This is a genomic window from Marinomonas sp. (assembly GCF_965225885.1).
Taxonomy (GTDB): domain Bacteria; phylum Pseudomonadota; class Gammaproteobacteria; order Pseudomonadales; family Marinomonadaceae; genus Marinomonas.
On the sequence record NZ_OZ245329.1, the window covers coordinates 1,648,641 to 1,673,699 of the forward strand.

The window sequence follows — 25,059 nt, forward strand, 5'->3', positions numbered from 1 at the left end:
TTTACGATTATTACATTGAGCAGCGAGGCTTTATGAGCGATCTATTTAATTTGAGTGCTGGTTCGAGTACCCACTCCGATATCCTTATTGAAAGTGCTCGACGTACTTTATCAACGCAAGCTCAATCTCTCGTCAATTTAGCCAACCAAGTTACCGAAGAATTCCCCAAAGCCGTTCGAATGATTCTTGCCAGCAAAGGGCGTACGATTATTTGTGGTATGGGCAAGTCTGGCTTAATAGGCAAAAAAATTGCTGCCACTTTAGCGTCAACCGGCACGCCGAGTTTCTTTCTTCATCCGGGTGAAGCCTTTCATGGTGATTTAGGTATGATCCAGCCTGAGGATGTCTTAGTGCTGATCAGTTTTTCGGGTGAAACCGAAGAGTTGATGCGTTTACTGCCTTCTCTAAAAAGCTTTGGAAACCCAAGTATTGCCATGGTAGGAAACATTGATTCTACCTTGGCGAAGCATTGCGATTGCGTACTGGACCTTTCCATCGATAAAGAAACTTGTCCAAATAATTTAGCGCCCACCACATCGACGACCATGACAACTGCCATGGGCGATGCATTGGCAGTGGCTTTGATGGAATGCCGTAACTTCCAGCCGCAAGATTTTGCCCGCTTTCACCCTGGTGGCAGCTTAGGTCGTAAACTGTTAACTCGAGTTAAAGACCTAATGCACAAAGAAAACCTTCCTGTTTGCACGCCAGAAACCACATTAAAAGACGCTATTTCAGTAATGACTCATGGCAGAATGGGTGTAGTCTTGATTCAAGAAGCGGGTAAGCTGTTGGGTATCTTTACCGATGGTGATTTGCGTCGTGCCATGCTTAAAGAAAGCGAAGGCATGATACATAAAACCATGGCAAGCTTGATGACACCGAACCCAAAAACCATCAATGAAAATGTGATGATAGTGCAAGCCGAAGAGCAAATGCTGCGTGATAAAATCACCTTACTGGTCGTTGTGGACGATGCGAAAAAACTATCCGGCATTTTAGAAATTTACGACCGATAAAAACGGTTCAATGAATTGTACGCCGCTTTAGACGTGTTTAGAGTGAGCAAACCTAGATTAAAAGTGGAGTTCTCATGACGCAGTCATCTCAAGAATCAAAAATTATTAAAATTGGTAGCAAAATTGAAGTGGCCAACCACCTTCCTTTTGTTTTGTTCAGTGGTGTGAACGTATTGGAGTCTCGTGACTTGGCAATGCGTGTCGCAGAAGAGCATATGAAAGTGACAGAAGCACTTGGTATTCCTTATGTATTTAAAGGTTCTTTTGATAAAGCGAACCGTTCGTCTATCAATTCTTTCCGCGGTCCAGGCATGGAAGAAGGTCTAAAAATTCTGCAAGAGATCAAAGACACCTTTGGCGTGCCAGTGATTACCGACGTGCATGAAGCTTACCAATGTGCACCAGTGGCTGAAGTGGCGGATGTGATTCAATTGCCGGCGTTCTTGTCTCGTCAAACAGATTTGGTTGTGGCGATGGCGAAAACTGGCGCCGTGATTAACATTAAAAAAGCGCAGTTTTTAGCGCCACATGAAATGAAGCATATACTGACAAAATGCCAAGAGGCCGGAAATGATCTGCTTATGCTTTGTGAGCGTGGCACCATGATGGGCTACAACAACTTGGTTGTTGATATGCTTGGCTTCGGTGAAATGAAAAAGTTTGGTTTTCCTGTCATGTTTGACGTAACCCATTCTTTGCAGCGTCCAGGTGGTCGTGAAGATTCTGCGGATGGTCGTCGTGCTCAAGTGACGGAGTTGGCTCGTGCGGGCATGTCGCTTGGTTTGTCTAGCTTGTTCTTAGAAACCCACCCAGATCCTGACAATGCAAAATGCGATGGTCCGTGTGCTTTGTCTTTGGGCAAATTGGCTCCATTCCTAAAGCAAATGAAGCAGCTTGATGAATTGGTTAAAACATTTGAAGTATTGGATACGAGTGTTTAATGAATGGATACCGCTTTTCTTTCTTCTTATCCTGCGCTTGATAATGGCCAAGGTTTGCTAGTCAAGTTGCAAGCCTTGAGGCTGGTGGTTTTTGATGTGGACGGTGTATTAACCGATGGCCGTCTGCTTTATACCGAGCAGGGTGAATCCATAAAACGTTTCAATGTAAAAGATGGCGTGGCAATGAAGTTGCTGCCAAAGTGGGGCGTTCAAGTTGCGGTTATTACGGCAAAAGACTCCGCACCTTTAAGGCAGCGGATGAAAGAGCTAAAAGTTGAACACTTTTATCCCGGTTGTCATAACAAAGCCGAAGCCTTTGATGAGTTGGTCGAGCGTTTAGGAATTACACCAGACCAAGCCGCCTATGTGGGTGATGATGTGATTGACCTTCAAGTTATGCCTAAGGTCGGCGTTGCCTTATGTCCTGCTGATGCGCATGTTTTATTGCAACGTTATTGTCCGATTATACTTAGCAAAGCCGCTGGTGAAGGCGTTGCAAGAGAAGTCGCTGACATGGTGTTAGCCTCTCGTATGTCCTTGGAACACGCTTATGAATTGGCTCAAAAGCCGGAGTTTGAAAAATAATGACTGACTCTTTAAATACAATGACTGGTACTGCAACGCTACCTGATTTTCACATAGTGATTCCTGCTCGCTACGCTTCTCAGCGCTTTCCGCAAAAATTAATGGCGGATTTGGGTGGCAAGCCGGTACTGCAATGGGTTTATGAATTGGCATTAAAAGCGGGCGCACAATCTGTAACGATTGCCACAGATCATCAGCTGATAGAAAAAGCGGCGTTAAGTTTCGGTGCTTCGGTATTGATGACTCGCGATGACCATGAAAATGGTACAGAGCGTCTTGCTGAAGTGGCCGCCAAAATGGGTTGGCAGGGTGATGAAATTGTCGTCAACGTGCAAGGCGACGAACCTTTTTTGCCAGTGAACTTGATTCATTCCAGTGTGATTGCGCTAAACCAAGATAAAGAAGCCGAAATGGCGACGGTTGCTTGCGCGATTGATCAGGTTGAAGATTTCTTTAACCCTAACGTGGTGAAAGTAGTTTGTGATGAAAAGCAGCGCGCGCTGTATTTTAGTCGCTCGCCTATTCCTTGGGATAGAGACGGCTTTGCCAGTAATACTGAAAGAACAGGTTTATTGCCAGTAGGTTTTTCCGCCCTTCGTCATATTGGTTTGTATGTTTATCGTGCGAGCTTACTGGCACGATACGCAGATTTGCCTATGTCGCCATTAGAGCGTTGGGAGAAACTTGAACAGTTACGCTTCTTACATCAAGGGATTAAAGTGCAAGTAGCTCTGGCGGATGGTTTACCAACTCATGGCGTTGATACACCAGAAGATTTGGAAAAGCTTAGGCATCAGCTGTCTTTGGCCAGTATCTAGTCTTTTCATTCAAAAAAGCATTCATTTAAAACGCTAAATCTTAATAAGGTTTAGCGTTTTTTTTGCTCTTTATTTGCGCATTTTTCACATTTCACTCTTTTTTATGTAATTTTTTAGTAGGTTTATGATGGTTTTTTTAGAGCCATCCTACTTTCAACTCAGTTTCTAGGTTTTTCTTATTTAAATATCTTCTTATTGTATGAAATGTGTAAAAAGTTAGTTTACAATGGTCATAAGTATTTTGTATTTATTGTTCAGTCAATTTGATTTCTAAAGGATAGAACCATGAAAAAGCTCTTGTTTGTTTCCAGCAGTTTGTTAAGTACAGCAGCTCTAGCTGCCACGCCTGTTTATCTTCCCACGGGTTCTTCTTTTACTCTTGGTAGCTCTGTTAATCAAAGAGCCTTATCAACATCTCTTAGTAATCCAGCTGCGCCTTTTTTAATGGTAAACGAGCAGGATGAAGACAATTTTCGTTTCGGTATTGTTGGCCCAATTAGTGTCGGCGTGGAGTTAGGTGATGTGAGTGACTTGCAGGATCGAGTTGATAAATTACAAGATCTTGTTGATGGATTAAGTGCAACAGATATCGAATCTATTAAAACAGATATTAGTAAGTTAGGTATTTCTCAGTCTTTGCAGAATCAAATTGATAGTGCAACTTCTCAAGAACAAATAGAGGCCATTTTTAAGAAAGAGCAGGCAAATCTTCAAGCCAAAGTTGATAACGTCATTGGAGCTAAAGTTCAAGCGGCAGTAGATGAAGCAAACAATATCTTAGTGGGTGTCAGTCAAACCGCCTATGTCAAGGCGATGGTTAGTGCTCAAGTCCCTTTTATGCCTGTGATTTATAAGACAAAGGATAAAGGTGCATTTACCATTGATTCTAGTATTTCTGCTGTGGTGAAAGGTAACCTAATAGAAGGGAGAGTGAATAAGACCACTGACAACAAATTCGAATCAACGGCTTCCTTCTATACCCAAGCAGCAACTGATTTTAATATCGGCTTTGGTTACAGTAAGGATATGTGGAAAAACTCACACGGTGTTCTTATTGGTGGTGCAAAAGCCAATGTTCATAAAATTACTATGGGAAGGGCTCTCGTCGCATTAACAGACGATAAAGCTGATGCGGGTGATGCGATTTCCGATGCTATTAAAGAAGATGGCGTAAGCACGACAGGTATTGGTATTGATCTAGGTGCCGTATGGTCTGCTGATTACTACCAAGTTGGTATGACGTTAGCGAACATTAATGAGCCTGATTTTGATGGCGCGGCATTAGGGCAAAATTGTGGAGTCTCTGAAAGCTGTAAAACCGCAGCAAAATTACAGAAGGCAGGAAGTTTATCTGTAAAAAATGACTACACGATGGAAATGCAAAGTACAATTGATGCGGCCGTTACGTCAAAAAATAGACAGTGGACATTGGCTGGCTCTTACGATGTCAATTCTGTAAAAGACCCAGTTGGTGATGAGTACCAATGGGGCGTTGCCTCTGTATCCTGATTCGCATTGGTTGCCGGGTCTTCGTGCAGGTGTCCCTCAGAACATGGCTGGTACAGAATTAAGTTATGCTACTTTTGGTCTAACTATTGTTAAGCGCTTAAATATAGATGTTGCTGTTGCTTTAGATACAGTTAAAGACGAAGACGGTGATGAACTTCCTCGCAGTGCCTATTTCTCAATAGGCTATGATACGGCCTTCTAAATAGTAAAGATTTAGAAAAAAAAGCCGATAACCTTATAGGTTCTCGGCTTTTTTGTTTTTGTAAATTGTTGAGATATATGAATTCACTGATATGGATAAGTGATTAATGCGGTATTCGATTTTGTTTTTAGTGTTTGTTAGTGCCAATTCAATAGCCTCTGCACCTATTGGATCGACTACCGTATTGGGTAGCTATGCAAATAGGCAATCATTAATGACATCTTTGTCTAACCCTGCTGCTCCTTATTTGATGACAAATATCCAAAGTTTTCGTGCCGGATTTATAGGGCCGCTTAGTTTGGGTTATGAAATAGGCGATGTAAAAGACCTAAAAGATCAGGTGGATCAGCTGGAAAAAATTCTTGAAAAAGATTATAGCTCGTCCTTAAGTGGCTTAAGTGCTAAGGATCTTATTGATCTTGGGTTAACAACGAGCTCAACCAATGCTGAAATCAGTAACGCATTACTTAACGGTAATACTGAAGTTTCTAGAGCGGTTGCACAGGCGAATAATATTTTGGGTGATATTGGTGACACGGCTTATATCAAACTGTCTGGAGCTGTCCAGATTCCGTTTATGCCTATTATCTATAAAACCAACAATCGCGGTGCATTTATGTTGGATTCTAATGTTTCCTTTGTTGGTCGAGTAGGTGTGTTATCGGATGATATTTCGGCGAAAGTAGCTGGCAAGGATGTTGAGTTGTCATCTGATACTGCTGTATTCCTAAAAAGAGCAACGGATTTTCGTGTTGGAGTTGGTTATAGTCAAGCGGTTGGTCGTCCTGTAAGTGGTGCGCTTATTTTGGGTGGGAAGGCAAATTTTCATAGTATTGCTTTAGGGCAAAAATTGTCTTTTTTGACCAATAAAGAGGACAGTGGAACAGATGCCTTTGGTGATTTTCTAATGAATAGAGAAAATGCACAGACAGGAATCAGTTTAGACTTAGGGGCTATCTGGACTGCGCCTAACTATCAACTAGGTGCATCTGTCACTAGCATCAATGAACCCGAGTTCGACTTTGAAGAGTTGGGTAATTGCAGTAATTTATCAGGTTCAGAATTGTCTAGCTGTAATAGCACGGTTCGCTTATCAAATAAGGGAAAACTAGAGCTGAAAGAAACCTATAAAATGAAAGCACAACTTACATTGGATGCCGCTTTGATGTCTACAAATCAGAATTGGTCTCTAAATGGCTCTTATGATGTAAATTCTGTAGCAGACCCTGTTGGAGATGAGTATCAGTGGAAAACGGTTTCCTTGTCGTATTTTAGCGATAACCTTTACCTCCCTGGTATTCGAGTTGGTTATCGGAAAAATCAAGTGGGAAGTAAGTTGAGTTATGCGACTATTGGGGCGACGCTTTTTAGGCGTCTTGATTTCGATATAGCTTATGGTTTAGAAAAAGCCAGCGGTGAGAGCTTACCTCGTAGTATTTACTTCTCGTTAGGTTATGGTTTTGCTTTTTAATATTCAGAACTAAGTTACACCGATATTACTTTTGTCGGTGTAACGATAGCCTGCAGTGGCACATCCCAGCCTTCTACAGGTAGATTTTTCACTTCTTGGCAGTCATGTGCTAAACCTATTAATAACGGCTTTTCATCCGCTCTTTTGTTGGCAAAGGTTCTGTCGTAAAAGCCGCCTCCCATGCCAAGACGCCCGCCTTTTGAATCGAATCCAACCAAAGGTAACAAGACAATATCTAGCTCATTGCCTGATAAGTATTCTGTCGTCATAGGTTCTTTGATGCCAAAAATATTCTCTTGCCAGACTGTCTCAGCGCTATAGCGTGCAAACGTAAGTTGTTTGCCTTGTACAACGGGGAGGTAGGTTTCGATATTTTGCTGCCAGAAAAACTCGCATAATAAGTGAGGAGAAATTTCACCATCATTGCTGAGATACAAAGCAATGCGTTTGGCGCTGTCTACTTTGAGAGAGACAAGTGAGTTAATCTGTTCTTTGAAGTTTGATAACAAGTCGATTGACGCATTAAGTTGCTCATCTTCGGATAAGCTTCTTCTTGTTTGACGTAATTGACGACGCAGTGTTTGTCTAGGGTCGAGGTGAGAGGTCATAAAAGAGTTTCCCAAGTTGCCGTTTCGGCTATTGGCCTTGAACCCAGTGGTTCAAGGTGGAAAGAACTGTGACTCTTTAGGCTTTCCGACGCACGGACATGCACACCAAACCAGCAGGCTCTTTCCGGGGTATTACTCATAGGCTCAAGGGCGTTAAGCCGCTTCGAACAACCCAGGAAACGAATTTCAGTATAAAGTAACTCACTGTAGAAATCACTCAATAGCACAAATCGTTTTCTGTGTTGTATGAAGAAAATTCGTGTTCTACGCTTGCAATCAAAAAAGTAGATCAAGAAATAAACCACGGATGTTTATTCGTTAACCAACTTTGTTTCATGCGTTAAAGCAGCATCAAGCTGCGACGTCAGTTCTCGCAACTGCTGCTCGTTAGAACGAGCGTATTTTCGATTGTTAAGCATATCGTGAGTAATATTCAATGCCGCCAGTACGGCTATTTTTTCTAAGCCTACGATTTTACCGCTGGCTTTGATTTCACGCATCTGATTGTTCAAATACTCAGCAGCTTCTTTCAAATCTGCCTCATGCCCTTTAGGGCAATTTATCTTATAATTTTGTCCCAGTATGGCGACTGAAACGGTTGGCTTATCCATATTGACTCCATTTGATAGCAAGGCCCACAATAAAATGGTCTGTTTTTCCATCATTGGGTAGCGAATGGCATTTTATGCTGCGGTTAAATTCGTTACAATTCCGTAATCACATTTATCCACTCTGTTTATAGCAAATTGACGCAATTATGGAAATCAACCCGATACTTTCTAAGATAAAAGACCTTTCAGCACGTACTTTAACCCTTCGGGGGTATCTTTGACTACGAGTCAAAGAAAGAACGTTTAGAAGAAGTGAACCGCGAACTGGAAGATCCAAACGTTTGGAACGATCCAGACTACGCTCAAAAGCTCGGTAAAGAACGTGCCGCGCTTGAAGCCGTCGTGGAAACTATTGATAGCATGGAAAGCGGCATAGGAGACGCCAAAGAACTTTTGGAGCTTGCCGTAGACGAAGACGATGAAGAATCCGTCGACGCAGTGCAATCCGAACTGGAAGAACTAGAAGCTTTATTAGCTAAGCTAGAGTTCCGTCGTATGTTCTCTAAAGAAATGGACGAGAGCAGCGCTTTCTTGGACATTCAATCTGGCTCTGGTGGTACCGAAGCTCAGGATTGGGCGAACATCCTATTGCGCATGTACCTTCGCTGGGGCGAAGACAAAGGCTTCAAAGTGGAATTGATGGAGGTCTCCGCAGGCGATGTGGCCGGAATCAAATCCGCGACGATTCGTTTTGAAGGAGAATACGCCTTTGGTTGGCTTCGTACTGAAACGGGCGTGCACCGCTTGGTGCGTAAATCGCCGTTCGATTCGGGTAACCGTCGTCATACCTCGTTTGCTTCTGTGTTTGTTTCACCTGAGATAGACGACAACGTCGAGATTGAGATTAATCCAGCAGACATTCGGACTGATACCTACCGTTCATCCGGTGCAGGTGGTCAGCACGTAAACACCACCGACTCGGCGGTGCGTATTACCCACGAACCAACGGGTATCGTTGTACAGTGTCAGAACCAGCGTTCGCAACACGCTAACCGCGATTTTGCCATGAAACAACTTCGTGCCAAATTGTACGAATTTGAAATGATGAAACGAACGGAAGCGGCGCAAGCGGTGGAAGACAGTAAATCCGATATCGGTTGGGGCAGCCAGATCCGCTCCTACGTACTGGATGCATCGCGCATTAAAGATTTGCGTACCGGAGTAGAAACCTCTAACACCGGTGCGGTTCTGGATGGCAATCTAGACCAATTTATCGTCGCGAGCTTAAAACAAGGCTTGTAAGCGCCAGAACCCATTTTTAAACTTTAAAAAAGAGCAATAGCAAACCATGGCTAACGAAAACACTACAGAATCTACAGCACCATCCGATGACAACCGCTTAGTTGCAGAACGTCGCGCTAAATTGGCGGCCATTCGTGAGCAGCGTAATGCCTTTCCAAACTCTTTCCGTCGTGATGCCTATGCCGCCGACCTTCAAGCTGAATTTGGTGAGATCGAAAAAGCGGACTTAGAAGAAAAAGACCATAAGGTTAGCATCGCGGGTCGTATTGTTCGTAACCGTGGTGCCTTCATGTTGCTGCAAGACATGACGGGTCAAATTCAAGCCTACGTTAACCGTAAAGCACTAAGCCCTGAATTATTGGCAGAACAAAAAACATGGGATTTGGGCGATATTATTGGTGTTTCTGGCCCTGTTCACAAATCAGGTAAAGGCGACTTGTACATCGATATGCAAGAAGCGCAATTGTTGACTAAATCGCTTCGTCCATTGCCAGACAAACACCATGGTTTGTCTGATATGGAAATGCGTTACCGTCAACGCTATGTGGATTTGATCGTAAACGAAGAGTCTCGTGAGACGTTTCAAATGCGTTATAAAATCATCTCCACGATTCGTCGCTTTCTAGAAGATCGTCGTTTCATGGAAGTGGAAACGCCTATGCTGCAAACCATCCCTGGTGGTGCAACGGCTCGTCCATTTGTTACCCATCACAATGCCATGGACATGAGCATGTACTTGCGTATCGCGCCTGAGCTTTATTTGAAGCGTTTGGTTGTGGGGGGCTTTGAACGTGTGTTCGAGATCAACCGTAACTTCCGTAACGAAGGTACCTCAACTCGCCACAATCCAGAATTCACCATGATCGAATTCTACCAAGCGTATGCTGATTACAAAGATTTGATGGATCTGACGGAAGACATGCTGCGTACTGTGGCTGAAAAAGTGCTTGGTACAACGACCGTGACTTACCAAGGTTCTGAATACGATTTCGGTGCGCCGTTTGTTCGCATGACCATGCTTGAGTCTATCCTTCACTACAACCCAGAATTGACTGCAGCCGATCTAGAAACATTAGAAAGCGCCACAGCCGTTGCGAAGAAACTAAAAATCGACGTGAAACCAATCTGGGGTCTAGGCAAACTTTGGACAGAAATCTTCGAAGAAACCGCTGAGCACAAATTGGATCAACCGACTTTTATCACGGAATACCCTGCGGAAGTATCCCCATTGGCACGTCGTAACGATGACAATGACTTCATTACAGACCGCTTTGAATTCTTCGTGGGTGGTCGTGAAATCGCCAATGGCTTCTCGGAGCTTAACGACTCTGAAGACCAAGCGGAACGTTTCAAACGTCAAGTGGCAGAAAAAGACGCCGGTGATGACGAAGCCATGCATTACGATGCAGACTACATCAACGCCCTAGAATACGGCCTACCACCAACCGCTGGTGAAGGTATCGGTATTGACCGTTTGGTGATGTTGTTCACGGATGCGCCTTCTATCCGCGATGTATTGTTGTTCCCACATATGAAGCCTCAGGACTAATCCCAGGCCACGTATCGAAACAATACTGAATAGATAAATAAAAAGGCCTCATAAAAGAGGCCTTTTTTGGTTTGAACTCTTTTGCACTTTCTACCTTTGCTGAAAAATAATGGAGTACTCCATGAGTCGTTTTTGGACAGATAAAATTGCTTCTCTTGACCCTTACGTACCAGGTGAGCAACCGCAAGACAAAAAGTACATCAAGCTAAACACCAACGAAAGCCCATACTCGCCTTCACCAAAAGCGCTATTCGCTATGGAAGAGCAGGTCAGTGAGCGTTTACGTCTCTATCCAGATCCAAACTGCATAACGCTGAAAAATGCCTTGGCAAAAAATTACCAGCTAGATGCTAACCAAGTCTTCGTTGGTAACGGCTCGGACGAAGTCTTAGCACTGGCCTTCATGGGGTACTTTGCTGGTGGCAAGCCGTTGGCATTTGCCGACATCACTTATAGCTTCTATAAAGTGTACGCTGGCTTATACGGTATTGAACCAAAACTGATTCCATTGAGCGATGATTTCGACATCATCCCAGCGGATTACAACAACCTAGATGTATCCGGTGTAGTGGTAACCAATCCAAACGCACCAACAGGCAAAGCGCTACCTTTGTCAGACATCGAAGCCATCTTAAAAGCGAATCCAGATGTGGTTGTGCTGGTGGACGAAGCTTATGTGGACTTTGGAGCGCAAAGTGCAACGACCTTGATCAACCAATACCCAAACCTATTGGTCGTACATACCTTGTCTAAATCTCGCGCCTTGGCAGGGATTCGAGTGGGCTATGCACTAGGCCATCCAGACTTGATCGAAGGGCTAGAGCGCTTGAAGAACTCCTTCAACTCCTACCCAGTTGACCGCGTTGCACTGGCTGGCGCCACTGCCGCCGTGGAAGACCAAGCGTACCTAGAAGAAATTTGCGGGAAAACCATCGCCACACGCGAGCAATCCGTCAAAGACCTCGAAGCATTGGGATTCAACATCGTCCCATCCGCAACCAACTTTGTATTCGCGACACACCCAAACAAAGACGCTGAACAAATCTACCTTGCTCTAAAAGAACAAGGCATCCTTGTTCGCTTCTTTGGCAGCAACAAAGCGCGCATTGGAAACTACTTACGCATTACGATCGGTACTGATGACGAGATGGCCGCACTGACAGCCGCTTTAGAAAAGCTTTTAAAATAAGTTTTTTTGCTTTGAAAAGGCCACAGTTTGTGGCCTTTTTTTATGCTTAGGGGTCGAACACCTTTTCGACCTGATAACGTTTAACTGTGTGATGTATTTAACCGAAAAGGGCTTTGACCCCGGTGGTTGTGTTTGTGCTGTTTGAAGCTTCTCATTGGCTTTTATTCCGCTCTGCTGAGCGGGTAACTTTTGTCAAACGATACAAAAGTAACCAAAAGATCTTTCATCGGACTTTCAGCCCAAGCGTGTGATCGACATTTTATACAACTTACTTTGCCAGTACGCTTTATGCTGTAAGGCATAGATTAGCTTTGAGAGTAGAAGAAAGGTCAGTTTTAACTGACTCTGAAACGCCTTACCGTCGCGCAACTTCGTCGCGTCGAAGCTGATTTGTAGGTTGGACTTTAGTCCAACAGTAACTTTTCCCTTTTTTATGCTTAGGGGGCGAATATCTTTTCGACCTGATAACGTTTAACTGTGTGATGCATTTAATCGAAAAGGGCTTTGACCCCAGCGGATGTGTTTGGAGATTTCTCATTAGCTTTTATGGGGGAGCTTTTATTCCGCTCTGCTGAGCGGGTAACTTTTGCCCAGATCCGAAAAAGTAACCAAAAGGTCTCTTATCGGACTTTCAGCCCAAGCGTGTGATCGACATTTTATACATCTTAATTTGTCGGTACGCTTTATACTGTAAGGCATAGATTAGCTTTGAGAGTAGACGAAAGGTCAGTTTTAACTGACTCTGAAACGCCTTACCGTCGCGCAACTTCGTTTCGTCGAACTGACTGATTTGGACATGCCGGTTTTTGTAGGTCTGACTTTAGTCAGACAATCTTTGCCAATACGAAGCAGGATGGGATTATTTGGAGTTGGATTAGCTTAATTATGGCTCATCCCAAGTAGAACTCGTCATTTCCGCGAAGGCGGAAATCCATTAAGGCGGCCTACAACGCAAAATATGTGCTCGATTTGTATGGCTATATTTCTCGTTTTTCTTGGCGGTAGCTGAAAATTTGTACTAAGATCAATGATTAATAGAGTATATGAATGAGATAACACGCTGTGGATAAAGTGAATAACACACATGCTCCTTTTTCCTTTTTCCTTTTTTCTATTTTGCTGATATCTTTATTAATGTATTTAGGATCAGTTACTTAAAACCATAGCCATAAGACCTTGCAAATGTGTAAGTACGCATGCGCACTATTAAAACGTTATAGTTTAAAAACGAGTATTTAATGAAGCCTGATTTCTCAGAATTTTCGTACGGATATGCTGTAACAGAAGAGTTGGCATCCTCTCTTAATGCTCGATTGGTTGGTTCTCCTATATTCCCCTCGCTTTATGCAGAAGGACAGAAAGGTGGAGGGTATGATGTAAAGCTGCCAACGTCAGGAACGGCTCTTTTTCTTCAGTTCAAACTGAGTGATTACTTGGAAAGAGCAAATGCCAAAGAGCATCGTGATGGTGTAATGGATGTTCCTTATTACCGGATGCATATAAGACCTACAAAACACTCAGATCAGCACAATTTGCTATTAGGCCTAGAAGACTCCGGGGAATCAGTTTTTTATATTGCTCCTGAGTTTCATCTTCCAAGAGAGTTGAACGACTATTATCTAAATAAGACAGTCATTCGAAATTCTGCAGCATTTGCACCAAAGGACATTGGTGTTATGCCGGATGATGACGATCATTACTTAGTTTTTGATAAAGCTAGCAGCATCGCACATCGATGTTCAGAGGAGCCTAAAGAAGTCCGGAAATCATCGCTTTCTAATGGTTTCAGAGCATTACTGATGCAGCGAGATGTCAGGCATATAGATGTTAATGAAAGAAATCTGAGATCATTGGCTTCCAATATGCTGGAAGTTCTTGAATCAAGTGAAAGTCGGCTGAAAAAATACAGAAAATCAATCGATATAGACGGCATAAAGCGAATAGTCGATGAGCGTGACCCCGTGAGCGGCATTAGTTACATGGCTAGGACGTTCTATGATTCTGAACTGGTTATTATGCCAGATTAGCTATAATAAGGTGGTCAACGGGACGCCAACTACGCTCCGCTCCGTTGTCGCCCATTACGTTGAATAGGGAGAATATGATTAAGAAGTACGATAAAGAAGAATACAAAAATAAGTTTGAAACAGATAAATCTCATTCTATTTTATTACAGTCGGCATTTTCTCAAGCTTCAGACATACGAAAATTTGAAATCGAGCTTTACTGGAAAAGAGCTACGTATTTTTGGGCGTTGATAGCGGTAGCCTTTGCTGGTTTCTTTGCTGTTGCTTCAGGAGAATTTCCTAAAGGTGGGCAGCCACTGTTTCTTACAGTAATTGCTTCAGCTGGTTTTGTTTTTACTTTTGCTTGGTTTTCAGCAAATAAAGGTAGCAAGTACTGGCAAGAGAATTGGGAAAATCATCTAGATCTTCTAGAGGATAGCGTTACGGGTCCATTATACAAATCCTTTTTGGAGCGACCAGATCAAGGGGATTTCTATGAAAAATATATAACAGGTCCTCAACGATATTCGGTTTCAAAAATTAATCAGTGGGTAGCCGTTTTTACGTTGTTTATCTGGGGTGTATTGGCAATCTTTTCACTATCGACTTACGAAGAGTATTGTTCAGTAGGTTTTGCTTTTCATGTTTTCATTCCTATTGCAGCGTTAGTGCTGTGTCGAATAATGATCTCAAAAGGTAGTACTCATGATGACTCGCACAACCCAGAATTTGGCTTACGAGAAGTAAACGTTACAAAGAAGTAAATACATATAACAAAGTGTTCAAGAGTGATTCTCAACGCTTGGCATTTTTAGTTTGAATCAGCTTTAGGAACTACGGCACAATGGTTTAAGTTAATGGTAGCTCTGCTTACTACTTAATGCGGTGTTAAACGTAAATCCCGCCTAATATTTGGGAGTATCCCTTAGCAAGGAAGAAAAAACACTGCGATATTAACAGGGACGTGACCAATCCTGAAAAAGCAAATCCCCTATAGATAACGTGGCCGTTCAACAGACGGTTATAGCTATGGCTTCGCCGCTCTATAACCGCTTAGTAGTTTGCCTTCAAAGAGTACCGCACATGGATATAGCAAAATTAATATTAGAATATCTGAAGGTTCTAATTTGGCCTTCTGTAGCTGTGTTTCTTTGTATATATTTCAAAAGTCATGTTGAAGGAGTATTTTCTAGGCTTAAAAGCGCGAAGCTTCCAGGAGGCATTTCCTTTGAGCTTGAAAATAGCATTAAGGAGGCTGCTAAGCTTGCTGAAAAAGTACAAGAGGAAACGATAGAAAAGAAAAAGGAGCACAAAAACTCGAAGCCAATCGAATATACAAAGGCAAATTTGAGGTTGGTTGAGTTGGGGTTGCGTCCATCTCCAAGCGGAATGGATGTGGGGTATTACCGTGAAATAGTCAATGACAACCCTAACTTGGCATTAGCGGGGCTTAGAATGGAGGTTGAAGTCTTGATTAAAAATCTTGCTTCGGGTTTTAAACTGGAGTTTGATGAGCGCCGCTATTCTGGCGGAAGACTACTTGAGTTGCTCCTTGATAATCACGCAATTTTGGATAGTCAGTATCAATTGGCGGTGAAAGTATTATCTTTGTGTAATAAGGCCGTGCATGGTGAATTAATTACCCGCGATCAAGCTAATTCAATCTTAGATTCCGTAGATGTCTTAATTGAAGACTATTTGGCATGGTTAAGTTGGGGCTTTGATGGGGATTGGATTTCGGAAGAAAAAGGCTAACACACGCTTCCAGTCTGACGCCAAAACGGGCATTATATTTCATTCTCTACTAAAAACGTAAGCATAACATGGAAAATTTAGCATTAATTAAAGGTCTAAGTGAGGCTTCTAGGCTACTAAATGGCATGAAGTTTAAATCTATCTATGATTTTGAAAAATTTTCAGAAGAAATATTGAGAAAGTTTATCGTAGATAAAGAATGCATTAAGGTCATAGCTTCTTCTAAAGCTTTCTCCTTTGAAGTTATGTTTCTAAAAAAAATGAAGGCACCTATTTAGAGGACTTCACGAAATACTTCTTTCATCATTTTTCATTGGCAGTTGAACATCATAAGTCGTATGTTGTTAAGCTTTATTTAGAAAATGATTTTCTTATTCATGAAGCACTTATTGGCTATCAAGACTCAGCTGCCCTTAATAGCTCTATCAATACTGAGAATAAGAGAAGGTTTACTAAATCAGCCTTCAATATGCTTGGAGACATAATTGAAAGTAGTCTATATCCACAACTAAATCTTCTTTATAGGATTTTTGCCCTAAGCAAGGAATCTAGTATTTATGGAGATAATAAAACCTTAACGAATGGTAAAATTGTTTCAAACCTAGTTGAATCGTCCGAATTCTTTAAGTATGTTCTAAAAGATATCCTACATGATGTACCCTTAAACCAATGGCGAAATATCAGCAATCACTCATCATATTCGTATAATAAAGAAACCAACTCTATAAATTGCAATTATGGTCAAAATAATAGCAAGTCAGTAACATTAGAATTCGAAGGGCTAATTAATCTGTCAAAGTACATTGACACTATTCAAATTCTACTTAAAACATGCCTTGAACTTTCAGGTATGATTTTGCGAATTAAAGACTCTATTGGAATTGATGAAAAACGTTATGAAATAACAGAAGAGAGTATATTGTCTCAAATTGGTAATATGTTTGCCGTACTGAGCTATGAGATAAGGGACATAGAGAAAAATAAATCGCACTGGAAAATAAATATTATTGATCAGGGATCATTAGGAAAATCCAAATTTAGAGAGTTTGGCAAGGAATTAACTCCATTTTTAGCATGTATGTACGATCTTCATGGTTTATTAATCGATATAGAGGTTTTTGATATTAACGGAAGGACTTTCCAGAAAATGTCACTAGTTTATAAAGACAACCCTAGATCAGTTGCTAAGTAGTGATATAGAACATTTAATAAAACCCCGCACACAAACTATATAATAATTGGTAAATGTAATTGTTCAATTTATCGCCGTTATGCCGCTTCTTGAGCGTATTTTTCTCAGAAACAGGTCGACGTAACGATGACAGAACCAATAGACTTCTATTGTTGGGGCGACAAGAAAGTTAAATTTTATCTAGACTGGCCAGCGGTTGAGTACCAAATAATCAAGGAAAGAGATGGTAGTAAATATAAAGAAGGTTCTTTTTCTTTTGGTCTTAAGTCTAGTGACAACTTCGTGTGCTTTTGTTCCAGAGGTAGACAAAGATCAGGGTTATGCGAAGCAATGTGACATGGTTATACGAAAGCTTAATCTGGCAAGTGTTACATTGGGTCATTTAAATTGTAGCGTTGGAGGCGGAGGTGACGAAGCTTGTTTAGCCGCAATTGGTGTGGCTATACCTGCGGTTACCTTGGTTGTTTCGGGTAGCATTGTGGTGATAGGGAACACTCTCCACTGGGTTGAATACCAAGGTAAATGTGAAAGTGGTTATGTATCTCAGTACGTAAAATTTTTTAAGGAAAAACTGTATTAGGCGTACTCGTTCAAACTATGTTTAAAAAAGCCAGCAAGGGCCGACAATGTCGATTCCTCGCTGGCTCTACATTGGTATCATTTACGCTTTTGATGGACGAACGATGATTTTCACTGCCGATTCATTATTGTGAATTAGCGTATCGAACCCTTGAGAAATTAGGTCATCTAATTCGATTCGCTGGGTAATAAAAGGTTCCAGATTCACTTTGCCTTCTTCAACCAATTTAATGGTTTCTTCATGGTTGTTGACATAAGCTATGGTGCCGCGAACATCTAATTCTTTCATGACCACACTGTGTACGTTCACGCTTGCTGGATGGCTCCAAATGGAGACAATAACGATAGCCCCTTTGGCTTTTGTGCTTTCCACTAAGGTGTCTAATACTTTGTTGTTACTGGTGCACTCGAAAGCGACGTCCACCCCTCGGTTTTCTGTGATTTTCATCACTTCCTCTGTGACGTTGACCTCAGTTGGATCTAAAATATAATCTGCTACGCCCGTATCGTGGGCTTTTTCTTTACGCTTAGCGCTTAGCTCTGTCAGGATAACCGTGATGCCCTTGGCTTTTAAAACGGCCGACAATAACAAACCGATGGGACCGCCGCCGCCAACTAAAGCCACATCACCCGCTTTCGCTCCGCTGCGAACAAACGCATGATAACCAACGGCCAAAGGTTCAACTAAGGCGGCTTGATCCAAAGGAATTGAATTCGAAATAGGGTGAACCCAACGGCGTTTTACGGCTATTTTTTCGGATAAACCACCACCGCAACCACCAAGTCCAATAAAGTTCATATTCTTAGACAGGTGATAATTTTCACCCGGTCCAGTAGGCACTTCATCGGCAATGATATAAGGTTCAACAACAACATGCTGACCGACTTTAATGTCGTCCACGCCTTCGCCAACGGCATACACAACACCGGAAAACTCGTGCCCCATGGTAACGGGTGCAGATTCCCCTGAAATAGGGTGTGGATGGCCACAAGGTGGAATAAAAATCGGCCCTTCCATAAACTCATGTAAATCAGTACCGCAGATGCCACACCACGCAACATCAATGCCTACTGTACCAGGCTCAACACTAGGCTCAGGGATGTCTTCAATGCGGATATCCCCTCTGTCATAAAAACGAGCAGCTTTCATTTTGCTTTCCTTGTGTTCGACTAAAAAAATGGCTAAAAAATGATTAGACCAAGCTACTCAGCACATTGAGTGGCGTCAAACGGTATGAGCAGAATCCTGCTTTTCACTGACAATGATCAAGTAACTCCAATAAGAGGTTAAGATATGACGTGATAGGAACTTGTTTTTATACTGCAATTGGTATGGATTCAGTGTCTGGGGTTCCGTTGGTTTTCATGATTAGTGTCTAACGATGGAGCAGGCCAACATATAACAAGAATGATAAAGTGTTGATTGAGTACCATATTGAGAACTTAGACCTATGATTTCAGTAAAGTTGAGAGACCTTCAAGAGAAAGATAAAGTCGCAGTAAAGTCTATGCTGGGAGACCCTCAGGTAATGACGTTTATCGGGCCTCGTCGTGCTCTTACTGACATTGAAGCAGATTTGTGGTTTCAAACTACGCTTGATACGCCATCTCGATTTGTTATCGCCAATGCTGAGTCTGATGAGCTCATTGGGTTCTGTGGCGTTAAAGAGATAAATGGCGTTTTGGATTTCGGCTACTTCATAAGGTCGGAGTGTTGGGGAAAAGGTATCGCAGTGACTGCTTGTGAATTAGCGATTGAAAAACTTGTAACCAAGTTTGACTTAGATACTGTCCAGGTTTTCATTGCAGAGGATAATATAGCCAGCAGGAGAGTGGCCGAAAAGTTAGGTTGGCTGGTACTAAACAGTGCAACTAAAGATGGGGAGTATGGTCAATATTACCGAATTATAATGTAGCGATTGCGGTTAAGCGTTGCCCTAGAACCGAGGTGTGACGTTATTTCAAGAAGGCTTAGTGTGCGATGCTCCAATAGCGGTCTTGTTTCTAACAGTCGATGCTTAAAGCACTTAGGTTGTCATATGCAGGACGTTATGTATCAAATTGAGGTCGCCAAGGATATCACCCAACTGGAGCAGTTGTTACAGTGTGAGCAGGTAGCAGAAAAGGTAAAGCGTCATTTCTTAGTTGTTGTTTCGGATGAGAAGCAAATAAACTTGAATTTTTTATCTGAATGCCTTGATGTGAAGCGGCTGAGTTTTGCCTCTCCTCAACGACTAGAAAAGTATCTAGACACTGCGCCTGGCTCTGTTTCTATTTTAGGTGTGGTGAATGACCCTGAGGGCTTAGTGGAAGTTATTATTGATCAAGATGTATGGCAATCCGAGACGTTACAGTGTCACCCCTTGGTGAATACCTCTACTTTGGTTATGAAACTTAGCGACTTAGCGACATAGCGACATAGCGATATTATTTGAACACTTAGGCAGGACAAGTAAGGTTATTCAGCTTTAAATATTTAAGGAGCCATTAATGCTTGAACCTGTAATGCAAGAGGAAGCCACTGGTTGCGGCATTGCTACTGTGGCGAATATTTTGGGTAAAACCTATGCGCAGATGAAAGCTTCGGCCAATGCGATGGGGATTTATGCGGATGATAAATCTCTTTGGTCGGATACCCAGTATGTAAGAAAAATGCTTTTTTCTGCTGACGTTAAAACGTCTACAGAAGAGATTCCTTTTGCATCATGGAGCACTTTGCCAGATTTAGCTTTGCTTGCTATTAAACACCACCAAGAAGCAGGTAAAGACTTCTTGCATTGGGTGGTGTTTAAGCGAGTTGATGGCAAAGCTTTTGTGCTAGATTCCGCCAGTTACTTACCTGCTAATATTCGAACAGACTTCGAGGATATGCAGCCTAAATGGTTTATTGAAGTGATTATTAAATGATTGCCAGTATAAAATGTAATTGAGCTTGGGGGGGGGGGGGGGATGGATATTCAGAAAGTTGATGTTGCTGATTTGGAACTTGTTAAGCACTTTATTAGCCAAGTATCTGCAGTGGATGTGTTACCTAATTTCAATGATCAGGGAAAAGCCGAATTTAAAGCGCGTATTTTACCTGATATTACTACGACCTTTGATAATGAGCATTTTCAGACACTAAAAGTTATTTTCGCTGGCGAGATGGTTGGTTTTGGTGCGTTACGTGATGGCAATTATCTTACTCATTTATTTGTGTCTAAATCGATGCAAGGCCAAGGAATAGGAAAGCGGCTTCTTGATGCTTTATTGAGTACGACAGAGGCTAAAGAAATCAGCCTGCGTTCGTCGGTGAATGCGGTTGGCTTTTATGAATCTTATGGGTTTGAGGCAACAGGGAGTGAGGCTGATTTTAATGGCATTCGCTTTGTGCCTATGTGTTTGACGCGTTGATTAAATTATTAGAAGGAAAGTTCTTTTGCCTGAGTTAAAAACGATAGGTCTTTTTATGGTGACAGCACTGGCAGAAATTGTCGGCTGTTACCTGCCTTATCTTTGGCTACGTGAAGGTAAAACGGTTTGGTTATTAGTGCCAGCGGCGTTAAGTCTGGCGATATTTGCTTGGCTGCTGACGTTACACCCGACGGCTTCAGGAAGAGTCTATGCGGCTTATGGCGGTGTTTATATCTTCATGGCCGTTTTATGGCTCTGGCTTGTTGACGGTATTCGCCCAACCACTTGGGATATGCTTGGCTCTGCGGTGGCGCTTTTGGGGATGGCCATTATTATGTTTGCACCACGGACTGCATAACGTACAGACCGTGGCTTAGATTTAGCTTTGGAAGCTTTTATAGCGAGTTCAGCTTCTTTTCGATGGATTTCTGAATGCCTTTCGCGTCCAACCCGACACGTTTTAGCATAGATGCATGGCTAGCATGTTCTTCATATTGGTCTGGTAGGCCAAGGTGTAGCGTTGGAATGTTTATGTTGTTCGCAATTAGGAACTCACTTACTGCCGATCCAGCCCCGCCCATGATGGCGTTTTCTTCAACAGTCACGATGAGTTTTGCATCGCGATGAGTAAGTAACGCTTCTTCATCTATCGGTTTAATAAAGCGCATATCGAGCAAGGTCGCGTCTAATTTATCGGCGGCTTGAAGTGCATCGTAAGTAGGACGACCGAAACCGCAAATGATAATACCGGATTGCCCTGTTCTCAGTGTACGAGATTTGCCGATTTCAAGAGTGCTCAATGTTGATTCAATATCGACACCTTGACCTGTTCCGCGCGGATAACGCACAGCAGCTGGGCCTTTGTATTCGTAGCCTGTTTGTAGCATTTTACGGCATTCGTCTTCGTCTGACGGAGCCATAACAATCAAGTTTGGAATGCAACGAAGGTAACTTAAATCGTATACGCCTGCATGAGTTGGACCGTCTTCACCGACTAATCCTGCTCGGTCAATAGCGAACAAGACATCAAGGTTTTGCAGAGCCACATCGTGAATAAGCTGATCATAGGCTCGTTGTAGGAAAGTCGAGTAAATCGCAACAACGGGTTTAACGCCATCGCATGCCATGCCAGCGGCTAGCGTCACGGCATGCTGCTCTGCGATGGCTACGTCAAAGTATCTTTCAGGAAAGCGATCAGCAAAATCAATCAGATCTGAGCCTTCTTTCATAGCTGGCGTGATAGCGACCAGTTTATCGTCTTGTTCGGCAGCATCACATACCCACTTGCCAAAGATGTTACAGTATTTCGGCAGTTTGCTTTTCTCTACGTTCGGTTTTGGATCAGGCTCGATTTTATTAATAGCATGATAGCCGATTGGATCGCCTTCAGCTGGCTCAAACCCCTTGCCTTTTTTGGTGATGACATGAAGGAATTGGGGGCCTTTTCGATCTTTTAAGTTGGCAATTGTGGTTAATAAGTGATCCATATCGTGACCATCAATCGGCCCGATATAATTAAAACCTAGCTCTTCAAACATCATGCCTGGCGATACCATGCCTTTCATGTGTTCTTCGGCTTTACGAGCTAATTCAAGGGCTGAAGGCAGCCCAGAGAAGACTTTTCTGCCACCTTCACGAATATGGTCATAAGTTTTACTGGCCCAAATACGCGCAAAATAACTTGATAATGCGCCAACTGGTTTTGAAATAGACATCTCGTTGTCATTTAAAATGACCAGCATGTCGGCTTTCACATCGCCCGCGTGATTAAGTGCTTCGAATGCCATACCTGCAGACATAGCTCCATCGCCAATGATAGCAACGGCTTTACGACCAGTTTTTAACTGTCGTGCAGCAAGAGACATGCCCAGAGCGGCACCAATCGACGTACTCGAATGACCTACACCAAAAGTATCGTATTCACTTTCATCGCGCTTTGGAAAACCGGATATACCGTTTTCTTGGCGAATGTTGAGTAAAGCCTCACGGCGGCCCGTTAAAATTTTATGAGGATAGGCTTGATGGCCAACATCCCAAACGATGCGATCTTCTGGGGTGTTGTATAAATAGTGAAGGGCAACGGTGAGTTCTACAACGCCAAGGCCTGCGCCAAAGTGCCCGCCAGTTTGTCCGACGCTATAAAGCATGTATTCGCGTAATTCGCGCACAAGAGTCGGTAATTGCTCTTTTTTAAAGGCACGCAAGTCAGCAGGTGAGTTGACTTGATCAAGTAGCGGCGTGTCAGGTCGCGCAGTGGGTATCTCTTCGAACATCGGCACAGGTTTGGTCACATCTAATTAATCTAAAAAAGCGGGTAAGTATATCAGTGGTTACGACCAATAATATAGTTCGCAAGCTCAACTAAAGGCTGAGCGGCGTCACCAAATGGTGAAATCGCTGTAATGGCTTGGTTATGTAAGCTTTGAGCTAGGGCTTGAGCGCCTTCTAAACCAAGTAGTTTTGGATAAGTAGGTTTGTTTGCTTCTTCATCTGAGAATTGGGTTTTGCCTAGGGTTATTGTGTCACTGGTAATGTCGATAATGTCATCTTGAACTTGAAACGCTAGACCAATTGCTGCAGCGTAAGCGTCTAGGGCAGCGAAATCAGTTTGCTTACTAGCGCCCGTACTGATGGCGCCCATACGAATACTGGCTCGAATAAGTGCGCCCGTTTTATGTTGATGCATTTGTTCAAGTTCAGCAATGTTGATATTTTTGCCTACATTGGCTAGATCGATCATTTGTCCCGTGACCATACCATGTCGACCAGAAGCATGAACAAGTTCTTGAATTAATTGTAGTTGAACTTTCATATTCTGGTGTTTTGAAGCACTTAATAATTCAAAAGCAAAAGTCTGCAAGGCATCGCCAGCAAGAATGGCTGTGGCTTCGTCGTATTGTATATGGCAAGTGGGTTTGCCGCGACGTAAGTCGTCGTCGTCCATAGCTGGAAGGTCGTCATGAATCAAAGAATAGGCATGAATGGATTCAATCGCGGCTGCGCTGGCGTCCGTAAGGTCGTTAGTCTCGCCAAATAAAGATGCAGCCGCATAAGTCAACATAGGTCGAACGCGTTTGCCACCGTTAAATAGGCTATATGCCATGGCATTTTGTAAATGAGTAGCAGGATCGTATTGGCCTAAACTTTGTGTAAGATAGCTATCAACTCGTTGGCGAGCGTAATGAGAGAAATCGTCTAAAGTCACGAATTTAATTCCGGATCAAAAGTTTCTAGGTGCTCACCATCTTGTTTTTCCAGCAGTATTTGAACTTTTTGCTCGGCTTGGGTGAGAACAGACTGACATTCTTGACTAAGTTTAACACCTTTTTCAAAGGCTTTTAGCGCCTCTTCAAGAGAAAGCTGGTTGGACTCAAGTTGAGTAACGAGCGTATCTAATTCACTGAGGTTTTCTTCAAAATGACGGACATTAGTTTTTCGGGACATGATGACTACTCTTGTTTTAACCTACGTTTTGTAACAGAAAATGACCTACTGTTCGAGGGAGTGTTAATGAAAATTACAAAAATCATGTAAGAAGATGTCATTCTTCCTATTTGTTTCGTATAGAATCATTAAAATGTATCGGTCGCATTATAGCTTTTTTGTTAGGAGACGTGTGTGGATATCGCAACGTTAATAGGACTCGTTGGATCTTTTATAGTAATTATTTCCGCCATTTTTGTTGGTGGATCAGCAGGGATGTTTATAGATACAGCGTCAACACTGATTGTGTTGGTTGGATCCACATTTGTTGTTTTAATGCAATATCCTTTAAGTCAATTTCTTAGTGCTGGTAAAGTTGCTGCGAAAGCTTTTATGTTTAAAAGTATTCCTTTAGATACATTGATTGATGAAATCTATGGATTGGCAGATGAAGCTCGTAAAGGTGGCTTGCTTTCATTGGAAGGTAAAGAAGTAAGTCACCCTTTTTTATCGAAAGGCATTCAAATGCTGGTGGATGGGCATGATGGGAATGTGGTGAAAAGCCAATTATCTAAGGATATGAACCAGTCTTATTATCGTCATACAGCAGGAGCTAAAGTTTTTAAAGCTTTTGGTGATGTCGGTCCTGCGATGGGTATGATAGGGACTTTAGTTGGTTTGGTGCCGATGTTGGCAAACATGTCTGATCCAAAAGCAATCGGACCTGCAATGGCTATAGCCTTGTTGACTACTCTTTATGGTGCCATGTTAGCCAATATGGTGTGTTTGCCAATTCAGACAAAATTGAATATCCGTGCCGATGAAGAGTTGACATGCCAGAAGTTGATTTTGGATGCGCTGCTTGCTATTCAGTCTGGTCAGAACCCTCGTATCTTGGATGGCGCGCTGAAAACCTACATAGCGGAAGGTAAGCGAACAGAGCGTGAATAAATTTTTTGTTGTAAAC

28 protein-coding genes and 1 other RNA gene are annotated in these 25,059 nt (G+C 42.5%); 22 read left to right on the forward strand and 7 right to left on the reverse strand.

Features of this window, described 5'->3' with window-relative positions:
• The first annotated feature begins 32 nt into the window (after window positions 1-32).
• From ACO05V_RS07785 to traF (ACO05V_RS07815), 7 genes are all read left to right on the forward strand, one after another.
• Window positions 33-1,019 (forward strand): KpsF/GutQ family sugar-phosphate isomerase, encoded by a 987-nt coding sequence (locus tag ACO05V_RS07785; RefSeq protein WP_421849276.1) that lies wholly within the window; start codon window positions 33-35, stop codon window positions 1,017-1,019.
• A gap of 74 nt (window positions 1,020-1,093) precedes the next feature.
• Complete coding sequence (gene kdsA / locus ACO05V_RS07790) at window positions 1,094-1,960, forward strand: 3-deoxy-8-phosphooctulonate synthase (protein ID WP_421849279.1); 867 nt, start codon at window positions 1,094-1,096, stop codon at window positions 1,958-1,960.
• A gap of 3 nt (window positions 1,961-1,963) precedes the next feature.
• A complete protein-coding gene (locus ACO05V_RS07795) occupies window positions 1,964-2,545 on the forward strand; it encodes a KdsC family phosphatase (RefSeq protein ID WP_421849283.1) in 582 nt (193 codons plus the stop codon).
• Window positions 2,545-3,363: a 3-deoxy-manno-octulosonate cytidylyltransferase gene (gene kdsB / locus ACO05V_RS07800; protein ID WP_421849286.1), complete on the forward strand. Its 819-nt coding sequence runs from the start codon at window positions 2,545-2,547 to the stop codon at window positions 3,361-3,363. The genes ACO05V_RS07795 and kdsB overlap by 1 nt, the downstream gene beginning before the upstream one ends.
• Before the next feature lie 285 nt (window positions 3,364-3,648).
• The gene (gene traF / locus ACO05V_RS07805; RefSeq protein ID WP_421849289.1) at window positions 3,649-4,872 is read left to right on the forward strand and encodes a conjugal transfer protein TraF; all 1,224 of its coding nucleotides are present in this window, start codon (window positions 3,649-3,651) and stop codon (window positions 4,870-4,872) included.
• Window positions 4,838-5,074: a hypothetical protein gene (locus ACO05V_RS07810; protein ID WP_421849292.1), complete on the forward strand. Its 237-nt coding sequence runs from the start codon at window positions 4,838-4,840 to the stop codon at window positions 5,072-5,074. The genes traF (ACO05V_RS07805) and ACO05V_RS07810 overlap by 35 nt, the downstream gene beginning before the upstream one ends.
• A gap of 106 nt (window positions 5,075-5,180) precedes the next feature.
• Window positions 5,181-6,545: a conjugal transfer protein TraF gene (traF, locus tag ACO05V_RS07815; protein ID WP_421849295.1), complete on the forward strand. Its 1,365-nt coding sequence runs from the start codon at window positions 5,181-5,183 to the stop codon at window positions 6,543-6,545.
• A gap of 14 nt (window positions 6,546-6,559) precedes the next feature.
• On the opposite strand, the gene ACO05V_RS07820 is transcribed toward traF (ACO05V_RS07815), so the two are convergent.
• The 3 genes from ACO05V_RS07820 to ACO05V_RS07830 all read right to left on the reverse strand — a co-directional run bounded on the left by ACO05V_RS07820 (window position 6,560) and on the right by ACO05V_RS07830 (window position 7,764).
• Window positions 6,560-7,153 (reverse strand): 5-formyltetrahydrofolate cyclo-ligase, encoded by a 594-nt coding sequence (locus ACO05V_RS07820; protein ID WP_421849298.1) that lies wholly within the window; start codon window positions 7,151-7,153, stop codon window positions 6,560-6,562.
• A 4-nt stretch (window positions 7,154-7,157) separates the two neighbouring features.
• Window positions 7,158-7,335: non-coding RNA, 6S RNA (gene ssrS, locus ACO05V_RS07825), on the reverse strand.
• Between the two features lie 129 nt (window positions 7,336-7,464).
• Complete coding sequence (locus ACO05V_RS07830) at window positions 7,465-7,764, reverse strand: cell division protein ZapA (protein WP_421849301.1); 300 nt, start codon at window positions 7,762-7,764, stop codon at window positions 7,465-7,467.
• 146 nt (window positions 7,765-7,910) lie between these two features.
• Between ACO05V_RS07830 and prfB the strand changes: the two genes are divergently transcribed.
• From prfB to ACO05V_RS07875, 9 genes are all read left to right on the forward strand, one after another.
• A protein-coding gene (prfB, locus tag ACO05V_RS07835; RefSeq protein ID WP_421849304.1) for a peptide chain release factor 2 occupies window positions 7,911-9,006 on the forward strand; the annotation gives its coding sequence in 2 pieces (ribosomal slippage) (window positions 7,911-7,982 and window positions 7,984-9,006; 1,095 coding nt in all).
• A gap of 46 nt (window positions 9,007-9,052) precedes the next feature.
• A complete protein-coding gene (gene lysS, locus ACO05V_RS07840; protein WP_421849307.1) occupies window positions 9,053-10,555 on the forward strand; it encodes a lysine--tRNA ligase in 1,503 nt (500 codons plus the stop codon).
• 121 nt (window positions 10,556-10,676) lie between these two features.
• On the forward strand, window positions 10,677-11,744 hold the full coding sequence (gene hisC, locus ACO05V_RS07845) for a histidinol-phosphate transaminase (RefSeq protein WP_421849310.1): 1,068 nt from the start codon (window positions 10,677-10,679) through the stop codon (window positions 11,742-11,744).
• A gap of 1,238 nt (window positions 11,745-12,982) precedes the next feature.
• Complete coding sequence (locus ACO05V_RS07850) at window positions 12,983-13,771, forward strand: hypothetical protein (protein ID WP_421849313.1); 789 nt, start codon at window positions 12,983-12,985, stop codon at window positions 13,769-13,771.
• Window positions 13,772-13,845: 74 nt separating this feature from the next.
• Entirely contained in the window at window positions 13,846-14,514 is a 669-nt protein-coding gene (locus ACO05V_RS07855) for a hypothetical protein (protein WP_421849316.1), read from the forward strand.
• A 319-nt stretch (window positions 14,515-14,833) separates the two neighbouring features.
• Window positions 14,834-15,505, forward strand: coding sequence for a hypothetical protein (locus ACO05V_RS07860; RefSeq protein ID WP_421849319.1), 672 nt, complete (start codon window positions 14,834-14,836; stop codon window positions 15,503-15,505).
• 68 nt (window positions 15,506-15,573) lie between these two features.
• Entirely contained in the window at window positions 15,574-15,783 is a 210-nt protein-coding gene (locus ACO05V_RS07865) for a hypothetical protein (protein WP_421849322.1), read from the forward strand.
• A gap of 35 nt (window positions 15,784-15,818) precedes the next feature.
• Entirely contained in the window at window positions 15,819-16,697 is an 879-nt protein-coding gene (locus ACO05V_RS07870) for a hypothetical protein (RefSeq protein WP_421849325.1), read from the forward strand.
• 223 nt (window positions 16,698-16,920) lie between these two features.
• Window positions 16,921-17,277: a hypothetical protein gene (locus tag ACO05V_RS07875; protein WP_421849327.1), complete on the forward strand. Its 357-nt coding sequence runs from the start codon at window positions 16,921-16,923 to the stop codon at window positions 17,275-17,277.
• Window positions 17,278-17,358: 81 nt separating this feature from the next.
• Here ACO05V_RS07875 and ACO05V_RS07880 read toward each other — a convergent pair whose 3' ends face one another.
• Window positions 17,359-18,426, reverse strand: coding sequence for a 2,3-butanediol dehydrogenase (locus ACO05V_RS07880; protein ID WP_421849329.1), 1,068 nt, complete (start codon window positions 18,424-18,426; stop codon window positions 17,359-17,361).
• 301 nt (window positions 18,427-18,727) lie between these two features.
• Here ACO05V_RS07880 and ACO05V_RS07885 point away from each other — a divergent pair, with 301 nt between their 5' ends.
• The 5 genes from ACO05V_RS07885 to ACO05V_RS07905 all read left to right on the forward strand — a co-directional run bounded on the left by ACO05V_RS07885 (window position 18,728) and on the right by ACO05V_RS07905 (window position 21,027).
• The gene (locus ACO05V_RS07885) at window positions 18,728-19,192 is read left to right on the forward strand and encodes a GNAT family N-acetyltransferase (protein WP_421849332.1); all 465 of its coding nucleotides are present in this window, start codon (window positions 18,728-18,730) and stop codon (window positions 19,190-19,192) included.
• Between the two features lie 123 nt (window positions 19,193-19,315).
• Window positions 19,316-19,690 (forward strand): YbaK/EbsC family protein, encoded by a 375-nt coding sequence (locus tag ACO05V_RS07890; protein WP_421849335.1) that lies wholly within the window; start codon window positions 19,316-19,318, stop codon window positions 19,688-19,690.
• A gap of 76 nt (window positions 19,691-19,766) precedes the next feature.
• Complete coding sequence (locus ACO05V_RS07895; protein ID WP_421849338.1) at window positions 19,767-20,183, forward strand: hypothetical protein; 417 nt, start codon at window positions 19,767-19,769, stop codon at window positions 20,181-20,183.
• Window positions 20,184-20,225: 42 nt separating this feature from the next.
• Window positions 20,226-20,669 carry a GNAT family N-acetyltransferase gene (locus tag ACO05V_RS07900; protein ID WP_421849341.1) on the forward strand — a complete coding sequence of 148 codons (444 nt, stop codon included), beginning with the start codon at window positions 20,226-20,228 and terminating at the stop codon, window positions 20,667-20,669.
• 25 nt (window positions 20,670-20,694) lie between these two features.
• On the forward strand, window positions 20,695-21,027 hold the full coding sequence (locus ACO05V_RS07905) for a YnfA family protein (RefSeq protein ID WP_421849344.1): 333 nt from the start codon (window positions 20,695-20,697) through the stop codon (window positions 21,025-21,027).
• A 37-nt stretch (window positions 21,028-21,064) separates the two neighbouring features.
• Here the strand turns inward: ACO05V_RS07905 and dxs are convergent, their stop codons facing one another.
• From dxs to ACO05V_RS07920, 3 genes are read right to left on the reverse strand one after another with little or no spacing between them, the layout of a single operon-like run.
• On the reverse strand, window positions 21,065-22,942 hold the full coding sequence (dxs, locus tag ACO05V_RS07910; protein WP_421856906.1) for a 1-deoxy-D-xylulose-5-phosphate synthase: 1,878 nt from the start codon (window positions 22,940-22,942) through the stop codon (window positions 21,065-21,067).
• A gap of 50 nt (window positions 22,943-22,992) precedes the next feature.
• Window positions 22,993-23,874: a polyprenyl synthetase family protein gene (locus ACO05V_RS07915; RefSeq protein WP_421849347.1), complete on the reverse strand. Its 882-nt coding sequence runs from the start codon at window positions 23,872-23,874 to the stop codon at window positions 22,993-22,995.
• Complete coding sequence (locus ACO05V_RS07920) at window positions 23,871-24,113, reverse strand: exodeoxyribonuclease VII small subunit (RefSeq protein WP_072839552.1); 243 nt, start codon at window positions 24,111-24,113, stop codon at window positions 23,871-23,873. The genes ACO05V_RS07915 and ACO05V_RS07920 overlap by 4 nt, the downstream gene beginning before the upstream one ends.
• A 174-nt stretch (window positions 24,114-24,287) precedes the next feature.
• On the opposite strand from ACO05V_RS07920, the gene pomA reads away from it, so the two are divergent.
• Entirely contained in the window at window positions 24,288-25,043 is a 756-nt protein-coding gene (gene pomA / locus ACO05V_RS07925; RefSeq protein WP_421849351.1) for a flagellar motor protein PomA, read from the forward strand.
• The last annotated feature ends 16 nt before the right edge of the window (window positions 25,044-25,059 follow it).

Excerpts from the sequence above, each read along its gene's own strand:
- ACO05V_RS07785 (WP_421849276.1), top strand. The coding sequence starts at position 33 with ATGAGCGATCTATTTAATTTGAGTGCTGGTTCGAGTACCCACTCCGAT.
- kdsA (WP_421849279.1), top strand. The coding sequence starts at position 1,094 with ATGACGCAGTCATCTCAAGAATCAAAAATTATTAAAATTGGTAGCAAA.
- ACO05V_RS07795 (WP_421849283.1), top strand. The coding sequence starts at position 1,964 with ATGGATACCGCTTTTCTTTCTTCTTATCCTGCGCTTGATAATGGCCAA.
- kdsB (WP_421849286.1), top strand. The coding sequence starts at position 2,545 with ATGACTGACTCTTTAAATACAATGACTGGTACTGCAACGCTACCTGAT.
- traF (WP_421849289.1), top strand. The coding sequence starts at position 3,649 with ATGAAAAAGCTCTTGTTTGTTTCCAGCAGTTTGTTAAGTACAGCAGCT.
- ACO05V_RS07810 (WP_421849292.1), top strand. The coding sequence starts at position 4,838 with ATGAGTACCAATGGGGCGTTGCCTCTGTATCCTGATTCGCATTGGTTG.
- traF (WP_421849295.1), top strand. The coding sequence starts at position 5,181 with ATGCGGTATTCGATTTTGTTTTTAGTGTTTGTTAGTGCCAATTCAATA.
- ACO05V_RS07820 (WP_421849298.1), bottom strand. The coding sequence starts at position 7,153 with ATGACCTCTCACCTCGACCCTAGACAAACACTGCGTCGTCAATTACGT.
- ACO05V_RS07830 (WP_421849301.1), bottom strand. The coding sequence starts at position 7,764 with ATGGATAAGCCAACCGTTTCAGTCGCCATACTGGGACAAAATTATAAG.
- lysS (WP_421849307.1), top strand. The coding sequence starts at position 9,053 with ATGGCTAACGAAAACACTACAGAATCTACAGCACCATCCGATGACAAC.
- hisC (WP_421849310.1), top strand. The coding sequence starts at position 10,677 with ATGAGTCGTTTTTGGACAGATAAAATTGCTTCTCTTGACCCTTACGTA.
- ACO05V_RS07850 (WP_421849313.1), top strand. The coding sequence starts at position 12,983 with ATGAAGCCTGATTTCTCAGAATTTTCGTACGGATATGCTGTAACAGAA.
- ACO05V_RS07855 (WP_421849316.1), top strand. The coding sequence starts at position 13,846 with ATGATTAAGAAGTACGATAAAGAAGAATACAAAAATAAGTTTGAAACA.
- ACO05V_RS07860 (WP_421849319.1), top strand. The coding sequence starts at position 14,834 with ATGGATATAGCAAAATTAATATTAGAATATCTGAAGGTTCTAATTTGG.
- ACO05V_RS07865 (WP_421849322.1), top strand. The coding sequence starts at position 15,574 with ATGGAAAATTTAGCATTAATTAAAGGTCTAAGTGAGGCTTCTAGGCTA.
- ACO05V_RS07875 (WP_421849327.1), top strand. The coding sequence starts at position 16,921 with ATGGTAGTAAATATAAAGAAGGTTCTTTTTCTTTTGGTCTTAAGTCTA.
- ACO05V_RS07880 (WP_421849329.1), bottom strand. The coding sequence starts at position 18,426 with ATGAAAGCTGCTCGTTTTTATGACAGAGGGGATATCCGCATTGAAGAC.
- ACO05V_RS07885 (WP_421849332.1), top strand. The coding sequence starts at position 18,728 with ATGATTTCAGTAAAGTTGAGAGACCTTCAAGAGAAAGATAAAGTCGCA.
- ACO05V_RS07890 (WP_421849335.1), top strand. The coding sequence starts at position 19,316 with ATGCAGGACGTTATGTATCAAATTGAGGTCGCCAAGGATATCACCCAA.
- ACO05V_RS07895 (WP_421849338.1), top strand. The coding sequence starts at position 19,767 with ATGCTTGAACCTGTAATGCAAGAGGAAGCCACTGGTTGCGGCATTGCT.
- ACO05V_RS07900 (WP_421849341.1), top strand. The coding sequence starts at position 20,226 with ATGGATATTCAGAAAGTTGATGTTGCTGATTTGGAACTTGTTAAGCAC.
- dxs (WP_421856906.1), bottom strand. The coding sequence starts at position 22,942 with ATGTTCGAAGAGATACCCACTGCGCGACCTGACACGCCGCTACTTGAT.
- ACO05V_RS07920 (WP_072839552.1), bottom strand. The coding sequence starts at position 24,113 with ATGTCCCGAAAAACTAATGTCCGTCATTTTGAAGAAAACCTCAGTGAA.